Source organism: Chitinispirillales bacterium ANBcel5 (assembly GCA_029688955.1).
Lineage (GTDB): Bacteria > Fibrobacterota > Chitinivibrionia > Chitinivibrionales > Chitinispirillaceae > Cellulosispirillum > Cellulosispirillum alkaliphilum.
Map to the genome: position 1 here is coordinate 88663 of JARUKZ010000014.1, position 13824 is coordinate 102486.

At 43.5% G+C, this 13824-nt stretch carries 10 protein-coding genes; 5 read left to right on the forward strand and 5 right to left on the reverse strand.

All coding sequences use genetic code 11. The annotated features are described in order from the left end of the window. Positions 1–125 precede the first annotated feature (125 nt). On the reverse strand, positions 126–1286 hold the full coding sequence (locus QA601_09590; GenBank protein ID MDG5815331.1) for an anhydro-N-acetylmuramic acid kinase: 1161 nt from the start codon (positions 1284–1286) through the stop codon (positions 126–128). A 221-nt stretch (positions 1287–1507) separates the two neighbouring features. On the opposite strand from QA601_09590, the gene QA601_09595 reads away from it, so the two are divergent. Together QA601_09595 and QA601_09600 are read left to right on the forward strand one after the other, a co-directional pair. After that, positions 1508–2398: a glycosyltransferase family 2 protein gene (locus QA601_09595; protein ID MDG5815332.1), complete on the forward strand. Its 891-nt coding sequence runs from the start codon at positions 1508–1510 to the stop codon at positions 2396–2398. Positions 2399–2405: 7 nt separating this feature from the next. Continuing rightward, positions 2406–3248, forward strand: a complete 843-nt coding sequence (locus QA601_09600; protein ID MDG5815333.1) for a glycosyltransferase — start codon at positions 2406–2408, stop codon at positions 3246–3248. Positions 3249–3332: 84 nt separating this feature from the next. On the opposite strand, the gene dxs is transcribed toward QA601_09600, so the two are convergent. Further along, a complete protein-coding gene (gene dxs, locus QA601_09605; protein ID MDG5815334.1) occupies positions 3333–5237 on the reverse strand; it encodes a 1-deoxy-D-xylulose-5-phosphate synthase in 1905 nt (634 codons plus the stop codon). Positions 5238–5568: 331 nt separating this feature from the next. On the opposite strand from dxs, the gene tgt reads away from it, so the two are divergent. From tgt to QA601_09620, 3 genes are read left to right on the forward strand one after another with little or no spacing between them, the layout of a single operon-like run. After that, entirely contained in the window at positions 5569–6732 is a 1164-nt protein-coding gene (tgt, locus tag QA601_09610; GenBank protein ID MDG5815335.1) for a tRNA guanosine(34) transglycosylase Tgt, read from the forward strand. Between the two features lie 4 nt (positions 6733–6736). After that, the gene (locus tag QA601_09615; GenBank protein MDG5815336.1) at positions 6737–7663 is read left to right on the forward strand and encodes a hypothetical protein; all 927 of its coding nucleotides are present in this window, start codon (positions 6737–6739) and stop codon (positions 7661–7663) included. Beyond that, complete coding sequence (locus tag QA601_09620) at positions 7656–8069, forward strand: Smr/MutS family protein (protein ID MDG5815337.1); 414 nt, start codon at positions 7656–7658, stop codon at positions 8067–8069. The genes QA601_09615 and QA601_09620 overlap by 8 nt, the downstream gene beginning before the upstream one ends. Here the strand turns inward: QA601_09620 and QA601_09625 are convergent. From QA601_09625 to QA601_09635, 3 genes are all read right to left on the reverse strand, one after another. Beyond that, positions 8059–9204 carry a glycosyltransferase family 4 protein gene (locus QA601_09625; protein ID MDG5815338.1) on the reverse strand — a complete coding sequence of 382 codons (1146 nt, stop codon included), beginning with the start codon at positions 9202–9204 and terminating at the stop codon, positions 8059–8061. The genes QA601_09620 and QA601_09625 overlap by 11 nt on opposite strands. Before the next feature lie 54 nt (positions 9205–9258). Further along, the gene (locus QA601_09630) at positions 9259–12204 is read right to left on the reverse strand and encodes a hypothetical protein (protein ID MDG5815339.1); all 2946 of its coding nucleotides are present in this window, start codon (positions 12202–12204) and stop codon (positions 9259–9261) included. A gap of 171 nt (positions 12205–12375) precedes the next feature. Then, complete coding sequence (locus tag QA601_09635) at positions 12376–13317, reverse strand: radical SAM protein (protein ID MDG5815340.1); 942 nt, start codon at positions 13315–13317, stop codon at positions 12376–12378. Positions 13318–13824: the final 507 nt, after the last annotated feature.

Here is a 13824-nt window from a genome sequence, read left to right on the forward strand (position 1 = left end):
TCTATCCATTCCATTTAAACAGTTGTAGTATGGTTTTTAGGTTTAATTAAAATAAGTAAGTTTGGTATGAATGCAATGAGCAAAAATAGTGCCGCACACAAATAGTCCCCAGTTTAGACTGCTAATTACGGCAGAACCCAATTTGCAAGGGGATCGATTTTAGGATTGTTTCCCGATTCCCATGGTACGGCTATACCATTAAGATAAGCATCTACTGTTAGTCCAAGTGTAAGGGGCACTTTCATATCCGCAGGGATGCCCAATTTTTCTACACTTTTAACTGGAATTGGATCAAAGTAAGCCGAAAGATAATCGATAAGCGCAAAGTTGTTACTTCCACCCCCTGAAACCCACAACGTTTCGGGTAAAAGATTAAGGGTGTATTCCCGCACATAGAAATCATAGATAGTTTTAGCCGTAAGGGCGGTAACCGTAGCAAGACGATCAACAGAGTTAAGTTTATCTAAAACGGTATTTTCAAGAATAAAACAGAAAGAATCCACCGAAGCCTGTTTGGGTGAAGGTTTTTTAAACCATGCCTCCTGTGCCAGCAGTTCAAGGCATTCTGTATTGACCTTGCCTTTGGAGGAAAGGGTGCCATCTCTGTCGATACCATCGGGACAGTGGGCTTCTCTTGCACACTTGTCGATCAAAACGGTACCGGGACCGGTATCGGATTCAAAAAGCAGTTCAGAAGAGCTCGTGTCAATGATGTGTATTCGGCTTACCAGGCCAATATTTAAAAATATGTTGATTCCAGCCATATCACCGGCGATTTTAAGATTTCCTGAAAAGCTGGGAAGAATGCCCGGGCCACCGGCCAGAATATTATGGCGAATAAAATTGGTCAAAACCGGTGTATTCATAAAGCTGGCTATAAATTGAGCATCACCTAAGGTAAGATCCCAATTACTTTGCTGCAGGTTCTCCCCTGTAGGCCCTTTCCATAGGGTTAATTTGTTCATAACCACAACAGAAGGTTTGGAGAGGGACTTTGGAGTCTGAGCCAGGGCCGTAGTGGCACTTTCAAGAAAAAGCATGCTTATTTTGTACTCAAGCCATCCAAGCTCCGATAATTTTACCGGCTTTTGGGTTTCGTTTAGCTGTTCAATCAATTCCCTGACTTTCTTAGGGTAGGGAGAGAAAACGTTAGAGAGGATACTCCAATCACCATTGTTCATCCCAATATAAAGGGCCTGAATTCCGCTCTGGATACCACCTGCCGATAGCACCAGTATGCGTCGTTTGCGATCTCTTTTAAGTCTGGCAGGAGCTTGGGCTGTCATTTGCATATCTTTCTTTGAAATTGAATCAAAATCTAAATATAATAATTTTTGAATAACGGACAAGAAAATCACTTAAAATTTCAGCAAAAAGCATATAGGAAAAAAAACGCAAATTTCTAACTACTTATATTCCAGTCGTTTGAGTGCTAATGCTTTGATAATAACGAAATATTAAGTATTTTTTTGATTACTAAACTGTAACACCATGTTTAATATCAGAAATGGATGGCAACAATTTGGGAGCCAAACCTTCAGGGACTCGCAAAAGTGATAAATCATTATCAATGTCGGTAATTATTACCACCTATAATCAACCCAAATGGCTGGCAAAAGTACTTTGGGGGTTTGAAACTCAGTCATATGGCGATTTTGAAATCGTTATAGCAGATGATGGATCCGGTAAGGAAACCCAGCAAGTAATTGAAATGTTCAAAGAAAGGACTTCTTTGAATGTCATTCACGTTTGGCACCCGGATGAGGGATTTCGTAAGTGTACAATATTGAATAAAGCTATTTTGAAGAGTAGCGGAGATTACTTAGTGTTCACCGATGGTGATTGTATTCCCAGGTCTGATTTTCTACTGCACCATTACCTCAACGCACAAGAAAATCGCTTTTTGAGCGGTGGGTATCTTAAATTAGACACCGAAGTTTCGCATGCAATCACCAGAGATGATATCATGAACGGAAATCCGTTTTCTATAAAATGGTTGCTTAAAAATGGGCAACCGCTCACATTAAAACTAGCCAAACTTTCAAAAAGTCCTATATTCACCTCTATCATGAACAGCTTAACAACCACAAAACCGACCTGGAATGGACATAACTCAAGTGGGTGGAAATCGGATTTGGTAAAAGTGAATGGATATAACGAACAGATGCAGTACGGAGGACTGGACAGAGAGCTGGGGGAGCGCCTGGTAAATGCCGGGGTGCAGGGTAAGCAAATACGGTACAGTGCAGTGTGTGTTCATTTAAACCATCCACGACCCTATCGAAACATGGAGTTGATACTAAATAACCGGGCAATAAGAAAGCATGTCAGAGAAAACAAGGTGGCATGGGCCTCTTCTGGTATATCTATACATAGCGATGACCACTCCTCAAGGTAATAAAATAATGGCCCAAAATTCTTGCAGTTTAATAATTTCAGTATATAAGAATGTACAATATCTAAACCTGGTCCTTGAATCTGTTAAAAAGCAAACGTTTAAAGATTTCGAGGTAATTATATCTCAGGATGGTGATGATCGCACTATCGGGGAGTATCTTGAAAAAAGTCAATGTACATTTCCCATTATACATTTAACCCAAAAAGATCTCGGTTGGAGAAAAAATAAAGCGCTAAACCGGGCAATTGAAGCGTCCGGCAGTGATTATCTGGTATTTATTGATGGGGATTGTTTGCTTCACCCAAGATTCATGGAGCAGCATATAAGTAACAAAAAAGAAAAGGTGGTTCTCGGGGGAAAAAGAATTAAACTGGACCCTTTGACAACAGATCACCTTATGAATGGTACTCTTAACCCCCAAACTATCAACAGGTATATAATTCGTAATATTCACAAGCTAAAGAAAACAGGAGCAAGATACATAGAAGAGGGGTTATTCATTCGCCCCGAAGGCTTTTTTCAGTTTGTACCCAAACTGCGCAGAATTAATCAACTTAAGGGATGTAATATGTCCTTTTCTAAATCCGCAGCCTATGATATAAATGGTTTTGATGAAGATTTTATCAGGCCCGCGATTGGTGAGGATATTGACCTTACCTGGCGATTTGAAATGGCAGGGTATAAATTACAATCAGTCAGGAATCTTGCGGTGACCTATCATTTTCACCATCAAGAAAATTGGTCTGATCAGTCCCAAAATATAATGGAAATGGAAGAGAAGCAGAGTAAGGGACTGTATTTTTGTAGTAATGGTCTAAAAAAATATAATGATAAAAAAGATTCTGCTTAGTTAAATTGATTGCTGCGATAATAAAACATAAGTAGTAATATGGTATGCATACAGACATATCAGATTACTACTTATTTAAAAAGATCAAACCAATGTTGGCTGTGATGCGGTTATAAAAGTTTTAACTTTGTTATAAATCGTTTCCGGCGCTAAACCTAACTCTTCCCTCAATTTCTTTACATCCCCGTGTCCTACAAAAGAATCCGGCAAACCAAATCTCAGTATTTTTGGTGTTTGTTCAAGGTTTAGATCATTGGCAAGTTCTAAAATAGCAGAACCGAAGCCGCCGGGTAGTGCATTGTTTTCTAAAGTCACAATGTGAGAATAGTTAGTAAAAAGATTGGTGTAAAATTCTTTGCTAAGAGGTTTGGCAAACCTGGCATTTATAAAAGTGGTATCAATCTTATCCTTCTTAAGCATCTCATGCACCGAAAGGGCATCAGTATAAAAATCCCCCAAACTAAGTATGGCACAGCTGCTATTTGCCTTGTGAAGGATTTCTGGAAGACCAATTTCAAGTTTTTCAAAAGGACCACTTGTTTCAGCCCCGGTTCCGCTACCTCTTGGGTACCGTATGAATGTGGGACCATCCTGATGTTCTGTTGCTGTAAAAAGCATATCGCGTAACTCTTTTTCATCCTTAGGAGCCATTATTACCGCTTCCGGAACACTTCTAAGAAAGGAGATATCAAACATCCCATGGTGCGTAGGCCCATCATCACCAACCAGACCTGCCCTATCAAGACAAAACACTACATTCGTTTTGTCGATAGCCACATCCTGCATGATCTGATCATATGAACGCTGCAGAAATGTTGAATAAATAGCCACAACAGGCTTAAGCCCCTGAAGAGCAAGTCCGGCAGCGAATGTTACTGCGTGGCCTTCGGCTATTCCAACATCAAAGAAGCGATCGGGATATTTATCTCTGAATTCATTGAGCCCGGTTCCATCCGGCATGGCAGCTGTTATCGCTACAAGATCCTCACGCTCTTTACCAAGCTCAACCATTGCTGAGCCAAAAACAGAGCTGTAAGAGGGGGCGGTGGGTTTGTTTTTGATTACATCACCGGTCTGTGGCGAAAATTTGCTGATACCATGGTATTTAGTAGCATCCTGCTCAGCATAGCGATATCCCTTGCCCTTTTTGGTAAGTACATGAACCAATATGGGACCATTGGTTTCATTCTTTACAAAATTAAAAACCTCAAGCATTTCTGAAACATTGTGCCCATCTACAGGGCCAATATAGCGCAAGCCCATATCTTCAAAAAGTTTTCCGGGAATAATAACGTGTTTTACAGCATCGTCAACGGTTCGTACGATATTTCTTATACCCTTACCAACGTTTGGCAAATTCCCCAGCAGATCCCATATTTCAGATTTCAGTTTGTTATAACGCTTGTCGGTAATAACCCGGGTAAGATAGCGGGAGAGCGCGCCAACATTTTTGGATATGGACATTTCATTGTCATTTAACACCACAGTCATACGCGTTGAGCTTGTGCCCAGATTATTGAGCCCCTCAAGAGCAAGACCACCACTAAGTGAACCATCTCCTATAACCGCTACAACAGAATTATCACTTTTATGTATATCTCTTCCAACAGCAAGTCCTAAAGCTGCACTGATTGAAGTCGATGCATGTCCTACTGAAAAACTGTCATACTCACTCTCTGAAATCCTTGGGAAGCCGCTCAAACCTTCATGCTGGCGAATCGTATGAAACATCTCCCGTCTGCCGGTAAGAATCTTGTGCGTATAGGCCTGATGCCCCACATCCCATACAATTTTATCCTTCGGTGTTCTGTAACAGTGGTGCAGGGCAAGCGTCAGCTCTACAACGCCAAGGCTCGAAGCCAAATGGCCGCCTGTTTTACTCACCCTCTCGATCAAAAACTCACGGATCTCCTGTGCGAGCGTCTCCAGTGATTCTACTGGTAAGGATTGTATATCGGATGGGGAATTTATGGTTTCGAGAATGCTCAAAATAAAATCCTTTGATGTTAAACTGCCTTAAAAACTACGATTTATGCTATTTCACACACCATGTTCACTTCATCTGTGGTTACAATATATATCATCAGTGCTTTCTGAGAAAAACCTATCAGAAAAATACCTTAATAATTCATTTCGTAGCAAGGTATTAATAAACAGGTATGAGATATATGGGTGGAATTTATTGTATACTTTATTCCAAAATCTTCAAAACGGGTTGTAGAGAGGATAAAAACACCCACTGAAAATGAAAAGGATGTTACAGACGTAACGATAAACTATTTTTCAGGCACAGGGCGTAACACACAGAATCAGGAGAACCATGGACAGGGATTTATTTTTCAACCTTCTCGGTACCGATCCTCACTCTCAGGCAAGAGCTGGGGTGTTTAAAACAGGGCACAGCACCATAGAAACTCCCGTATTTATGCCTGTTGGTACGCAGGCTACGGTTAAATCACTCTCACCGCTTGAGCTTGAGCAGAGTGGTAGTTCAATAATCCTGGCCAACACCTATCACCTCCATCTGCGGCCCGGCGATGAGCTGATCAGGGATGCCGGAGGATTGCACCGCTTTGAGAACTGGAACAGATCTATTCTCACCGACAGCGGTGGCTTTCAGGTTTTTAGTTTAAGGGATATATCAAAAATCAGTGATGATGGTGTTGAGTTTCAGTCACATATCGATGGCTCGAGGCATACCTTCTCTCCTGAGCGTGTGATGGAGATACAACACAATCTTGGTGCCGATATAATAATGGTATTCGATGAATGTCCGCCTTCGGATGCTAAGCCATCCGCCATTGAAAAAGCAGTAGAAAGGACCCTGAGGTGGGCCGGACGCTGCCAGGAACACCACCACAAACTCCCTTTTCACCACGGGTATCCTCAATATCTCTTTGCTATTGTTCAGGGGGGCACATCGAGGCTTCTGCGCCAACGCTGTGCAAGGGAGCTGGTCTCCATGGATTTTCCCGGGTACGCACTGGGAGGACTGGCTGTTGGTGAAGCGATTGAAACCACTTACCAGATTGTGGAGTTCTCTGCCCCGCTGCTTCCTCAGGATAAACCCCGATATCTGATGGGGGTTGGTACTCCAAAGGATATCCTTGAGTGCATAGAACGGGGAATCGATATGTTTGATTGTGTTATGCCAACACGCAACGCACGAAATGGCTCGGTGTTTACCTGGAATGGGAAGTTAAACATACGTAACGCAAAACATATGCGGGATTTTGATCATGCCATTGACGATAACTGCGGCTGTTATGCCTGCACTAACTTCAGCCGCTCCTATATTCGTCATCTCTATATGGCCGGGGAAATACTTGCAATCAGGTTATTAACTTTACATAATATCCATTTTTATTTGGAGCTCACTAAGAGTGCCAGAGAGAGAATCCTTGAGGGTACGTTTTCTCAGTGGAAAAAAGATGTGTTGTCGGTGATGTCTTCTAAAGTAAATGATGCGATTGGAAAAGTGTGAGCAAATGACTTTTAGTGATTTAAAAGAATCCGCTGCTGGTGTGCTTGACGATTGTCTCGCGCTTAAAAGAAAGGAACGCCTGCTTGTTGTAACAGATGAGTATGGTTATGAAGTAGCCCGGGCATTGTGGGAAGCCGCAAAATCAAGGTGCAAACAACCCATGATGGTTATGATTTCACCCCACCGGTTAAGCTCTGATCCCCTAAAAAATGTTAAATCCTGGTTTTCTCAGTTTGATGCTGTTATCACTACCTTTAAGTATCCCTTTAAGCCGATCATAGAAAGTGATTACTCCACCAGACTTATTCAGATTAAGGCGCCTGTTGCGAAAAGATTTCACCGATTGATGAATATCGATTGGAAACGTCACGGCTCATTTACCAGAAAATGTGCTGCTCTTTTAAGCTCCTCCCGAACTGTTCAGGTTAAATGCCCCAATGGCAGCGATATAACATTCACCAACTCAAAGTCTTCCAATAAAGCAAACTACGGGGTTATAACATCCCCGGGAGCTGTTGGGGTGTTACCGGCCGGCTGTGCTGAAATTACACCACAGCAAGAAACATTACAGGGCACGATAGTTTTGGACAACTTCTGTGGGCATTTTCCTCTACCCCAAAGCGATTCATTTGCTCTGTATGTTGAAAACGGATCGATAGAACGTGTGCAGTCGCTTAGCTCAACCCGGGAGATTGAGATCGTATTCCAAAAAAAACGGATGCTTAAAAAGGTAAACTGTTTCGGTGCCGGTACCCATCTGACTTCAGGGGTGAAGGGGTGTTTGAATGAACATTGTATCGCACGTGGAGCCGTATATTTTTTATTTGGAGAACGCAACGGTAGTGATGAAGTCATCTTGCCTGTGGTACTAAAGAACGCATCAGTTTGGCTTGATGGACGCCTTTGGATTGACAGTGGTAATTATGTTTGAATACTTTGATAATAAAGAAGAACACACTGCTAACCATAAACTTATACTCTCTCATATTGAAAAATACGGGGTGAGGGATAAGGATGCAACTCGTTCTATGAGAAAAAAAAGAACCGGCAAAAAAAAGCTTCGACAGCGCAGAAGTACCGATTTACATGGGCTTACTTCTGAACAGGCCGAAATTAAATTAAGACGGGTTATGGATGAATGCCGCGCGGCCGGAATACGAGAGCTTCTGATTATCCATGGTAAGGGGTATCATTCATGCCTAAATACCGGACCGGTTTTAAAGGGTGTGGTAAGAGATATGCTTGGATCGGAATTTCACTCGTTCGTCAGTGGCTATGGTTCGGCTTTACCCCGTGATGGTGGGGATGGAGCTACACTGGTCCATCTTAAATATTAGCTTTTGCCTTTTTCATAAATTCTTCGTACACCGCAAGCTGATGATTACTGTTTTTTCTGCTGCAATAATGCTGGGCAGTGATCCACGCCCTCATCCTGAGATTTTCAAGGTACCGTTTATCTCTCAATAGTGAGTTTATGCCCGTTACTATTTCTTCAACACTGCCAGGGCTTATAAGTAATCCATTTTCACCGTTTTTTATGTAATCAAGTGGACCGTCAATAGCTGAAGCGACCGGGGCAAGACCACAAGCCATAGATTCTATTAAAGCAATACCAAACCCCTCCGAAATACTCGGAAGAAGCGCAATTTGGCAATCCCTTAATAAGTCAGGTAGATCTTTGTTACGGTAGGAGGGATAGATTTCTATACGCTCTTTTTCACACGAACTGAAAAGGTTTACTATACTTCTGACACATGGGCCTGTACCCAAAAACTTAACCCGTAGATGAGAATGTAGTGTGAGAAGTTTTCTAAGAGCCGGCATAGAATAGCTGATCCCTTTTTTGGTGATAAATGAACCGGTAACTGCTATTGCGGGTGTAGTGTTTTTTTTAATGGAATAGAATGGCAGGTTCGCAAAAAGGTCTGAAATATCATGTTGTACTATTATGGTCCGCCGTGGGTCTAATCGCAGTCTTTGAACCGCGTAGTCTCTTTCTGTGCTGTTTAAAAACAATACAACATCACTTTTTCTGACCGATAAAGCAACATACCAAAGCATCAGACCACCATGAAACAAAGGATATCGCCAACTGAGTTTAAGGTTCCCTCGCTTCGCTTCCTTTTTTAACCTCTTATCAGCTAATAGTTCAAAACCGTGACTTCGGGTAACAAGCAGTGGTTTGAATTCGCGAAATCGTTTGACAACAGATGCCCAAATCCAGTTATCACCGGTTGATGAATCAACTACGTCGAACCCCTTTTTTCTACCCGACTTAAAAATTCTGACAGCTACAAAGAATGGAAAAAGAATCTTCTTCAACACTTCAGGGAAGCAGGAGGGAAGGTCACTGAAAGAGAAGATGGTAACATCATGTCCCGCCATCTTAAAATATCTCGATAGCCTGAAAGTTATGCCTGGTGCACCGGAATCTGGTGTAAGGTTGTGGTGAACAGTAAGTAATATTTTCATGGTAACACAATTAGTTCAAGGAGATAGTTCTTAATTACTGTTTGGGGAGGCATTTTATTCTGTCCAATCATTGCCTGAGCTGTTGATAATCCGGTGGTTGGTTTTTGAATCCAGATCAAACCAGTGAACACTCCGTGAACCGTCACGATATTCACGTGTATATACAATTTTACGACTACCGCTAAAAACCAGAAAGCCGGGATTAATTTCACTCCAGGTTTTCATTTCATTAGAATCTATAAGCTTACTGGTCTTGTTGTTCGCTATATCGGCAATGTTGAGATCAAAAACGTTTACTCCCGATGAGAATACAATATGATTTGAAGTATCGGTCCAGCAGAAGTTTTGAACCCGGGAATTGAAGGTTATCTGTTTATGCGTGGATGAACGGCTATCGAATACCCACAAATTGTATCTTCCGGATATCGATCTTCTGTCACTTAAGTACGCGATGTATCGTCCGTCCGGGGAGAAGGATGGGGCAATATGATTAGCGTTCTCTTCCGTGCGCAATGTTGGGTGCATTCCCTCAGGATTGGTTGTATAGATCTGCCAGAAACCATCCCTTAAGGCAGCAAAAAGCATAAGCTCTCCATCGGGAGAGAATGTAAGATCCCTAACAGGCGCGTTGGGTTTATCGATAACCATTTCAATCTCGTCCCTGACGGTTGCAGGCGTGCGATAGATGGTACGGGAAGTACACCCGCTGTCTGTGCCAACAAAGTAGATCCATTTACCATCATTTGAAAAGATCGCTTCACTAACATTTTGGGACCCTGCTACTTTTCTTCTTCCAAAAGTACTTAACCGTAAGACCTCAAGAGTGGTATCTGCTGATTCTGGTTCTTCTCTTAAATAAAGCGCCATCTGTGTCTCAGTGGAGATTTGAGGACTAAAACTCCTGTAGTGCTCAGGTGCCAGGGGGATTTCTGAGAGTATCTCCATTGCTTTTACATAAGCCTGACGCGTTCCGTTTCTGGTGGAGACAAACGGGACTATTCCACCATATAATCCCTGAGAGAAGAAATCGATCCCCGATTCTGTGAGCTCAAGTTTTGCGGACACAAGATTAATTCTATCCTGTATATACGGGTCTTCAGGAATAGCTTCAGTGAGGGGATAGAGTCTGTTTGTGGTAGCTATAAGCTGACGGTCCCGGTTAAAACGTAGCGATAACGCGCCAACATACTTACCACCTTTGCCTGCAGATACAACCACTGCAGAGTTGACTTTCATGGGGGTATCGAAACGCTGATCAAGACTGCCGCAAATTATTATATCCAGTTGCGGGAAAGCTTCTGCCACTGCACGTACCGTTTCCCAGTTCTCGTGGATTACGGCAACACGGACATGGCTCTCTTTAGCATACCGTGTATTGAGTGCCAAAGTAAGTTCTTCATAAATCCCCGACAGGTTGGAAGACACCCTTTCCTCTTTTACTTTCGATGTACCGATAACATTGGTAAAGAAAAGTTTATACCCGCCTTTGTTTATCATTTCATACTCAACCATTCGGCCGGGAAGCTGGCGATGATTAGTTAGCACAACATTTGAGCGAATACCATCTCTTCTGTTGAATAGTTCCGGAAAGAACGGTGCTTCCCCCTCTCCTGGTGCTATAATATCGTACTGAAGGTGGCTGTAGTAATCCTGTATCAACTCCACCCTCAGCGGATGAGAGAGCTCTGTTACCATATTGCCTGAATTTAAAGAAAAGGCAGTCTGATAAGATCCCCCAAGATTATTGACAAGGGTGGCCTGTCGTGAAAGCCCGCCAAGGGCATCGGGTGCTGGAGGGTAGGGGATTACCTCTCCTCGTGAGTTTCCTGTGTAAATGATTCCTATCTCAAGGTTTTCATCTCTTAACGTTTCAGACCTCATCTTGCTTAATAAATCATGGGAATGCCAGTGCCCCGGATCCGTTTTAAGTGCTTTATTGAGAAAATGCCTGGCAAGCATTCTTCTGTTGCGGTTATAGTGTCTTACGGCAGTACGATAGTAGTCATCTGCCGTTTTGGGTGTCAGTTCTTCAAGTTGAAGGTTAAAATTTGCAGCCCATACTGAACCAAAGTATTCAGACTGAAGCTTCCACCCTGCATCCAGACCATAAATGCCGTAATGAAACCCCATTCCCGCGCTTAAGCCCCCTAAGCTCATACTTGTTCCGGCACTGTGCTCATAACCTGCCCGCCAGAAAAGGTGAGGGCCTGTTCGTATCTCTGTACTAATTCCCGTTACCAATGGCTCATCCGCGGTTTTCTGTAGCCCTAATCCCAAATCAAAATCAAGCTCAGGTGTCGAGTGGTTTTCGCTTCTGAGCGGGGCAATGTTTACCGAAAAACCACTTTGCAGAGGTAACGGATCGCTCCCTGAGCCGCCATAAGAGATTGGGGTGCCGGCATTAAGCAGATAAAGGCGTGTGGAAAAACGCTCCGATGGTGCGTAGAGAACATCCGCTCCGGCCGAAAAAGCATAGCCCCTGTCTTTATCCAGACGACTGCCCACAAGTGTGCTGTTAAGTCCAAAGTTTAGTTTCTGACGCAAAAAAGATCGTGCGAAACTTAACCCAAGTACATACTCCCGGTACGTGGGATCAGCGGGTTGTTCATCGATATCGCGGGCGTATCTGAATGTGCCCGAGCTTAAATTACGGAAATAAAAGCCAAAAGTCCCCACATCGATCAGTGGCAGGGCTGCCGCGGCATACTGTTTTCTTATCCCCATCAACCATTCAAGATGGCTTATGGAAAACTGGTGTCTAAAGGTAAGCGCGCTGTTTGCCGGAAAGTGGGAAAGATCGGAAGCATCCATATTTCCGGGAGATGAAGCCAGACCACGGGCAAGCTGCCCGGCAGATGTGGGCAGTGTGAGAAAGGCGGCTGTGGTGTTTGCGCTGTTTCGGCCATAGATATCACCCCACCAGTCTATCACTCTTGCGTTAGCCGGAGAGCAAAGCAGCGCAGTAAGCAGGATAAAGGAACCAAGTGCCCGAAATAACAATTAAACAACCTTCTGAAATGTTTGAAATACTACTAACCCAATACATTATATCTTATCGGTTAGTGAGAGAGAAGGCATTAATGGATACACTGAAGTGTGAACACCGCTACTGGCGGTGTTTTATACGGGTTCGGTGAAGCGGGATACCTGAGGGTCTGAAAGCGCTGGACTTCAGTTTTCCACTGTATAGTAGATCCTGTTATTTACCTCTTTAGTGCTCACCAGGTCCCTTTTTTTACTGTTTTCAACCAGGATTGATGCAGCATTCAGGGTAATGCCAAGGCTCACTGAGATATCTTCGAGCGTGGAAGGTCTGCGTTTTAGCAGGCTCATGAGAGCATCGTTTTGCTCCTGTAGCTGTGATCCGCCCGGAAGCGGCTCAGCGAAGTTTCGGGAGACGATCTCTACTGGCAGTGGTTTCATAAATTCCGCGATGGTTGCGAGTTCTTCGGGAGAAGCGGCGGTTAGCCAGCTGCATGTACCCGGTCTGTCCAGCGAGTTTAGCTGAATCCTGGTTGGTTTGATTCGTTGGATAGTTTCTTTAAACAGCTTCAGTTCCTGTTCGGTGTCATTTATCCCCGGCACAATGAACACCTCAAGCCAGATCTGGCCCTTAAACTCCCTTGAAAACTCCACCAGCCCATCAATTAGCATCTCACAGTCTACAGAAACGGCTGGTTTATTGATTTTTTCAAACACCTGAGTGGAAACCGCGTCCAATGAAGGCAGGACTATATCACACCCAAGCACACCGCGGCGAACCTCTGGAAGGTGAAAAAAGGTACTGTTGGTTAAAAGAGCCACCTTTATGGAGGGGTAATTACTTTTTACATGATTGATAATGGTATCTATTTGACTATGAAGTGTGGGCTCACCACTGCCCCCCAAAGTAACATAATCGGGACTGGGGTGTGTTGAAAGATAGTGGTTGAGTTCTTCAATGATATCCCGGGCAGGGACATATTCTTTGCGCTCATGAATCAGCTCGGTGGTTGCCCCGCACTCACAATAGATGCAATCCAGGGTACAGGTTTTAAATGGTACCATATCGATACCAAGTGACAGACCAAGTCTTCTGGAGCGCACAGGGCCAAAAAGGTTTTTATACTGCATGATTATCCCCCCCCACGTTGTATTTGACCTTTAATCGACTGTTATAAAGATACATTGTAGTAAGAGTAGAAGGAGGGGGGATTTGGGATTTGGAGTAAAGATTTGGGATAAAAATTTTATGGGGCTAAAGGCAATGGATTGGGTCACCCCCGGGCGTCAATGGTGAAAGCGTGAAAGGATCCGTTTGGGGGGACCCTTGGGCTATAATCGCGGGAGGAAAGGGAAAATTTGGAATTTGGAATTTGGAGTTTGGAGTTTGGAATGAAGGAATGAAGGAATGAAGGAATGAAGGAATGAAGGAATGAAGGAATGAAGGAATGAAGGAATGAAGCCACACCTCAGCTGGGTATTATGGACAATGCACTTAAGCAGTTCCTCGAGCGTGTTTTGAGCGTGATTCGAAGGGCGTGCGTCGAAGGTTGCCTTAAGCAGTTCCCCGAGCGTAGCCGAGGGGCGTTTCAGCCTATGAAAAAACTCATTTTAAACCCGCAACTCGTCTCGGCTCCA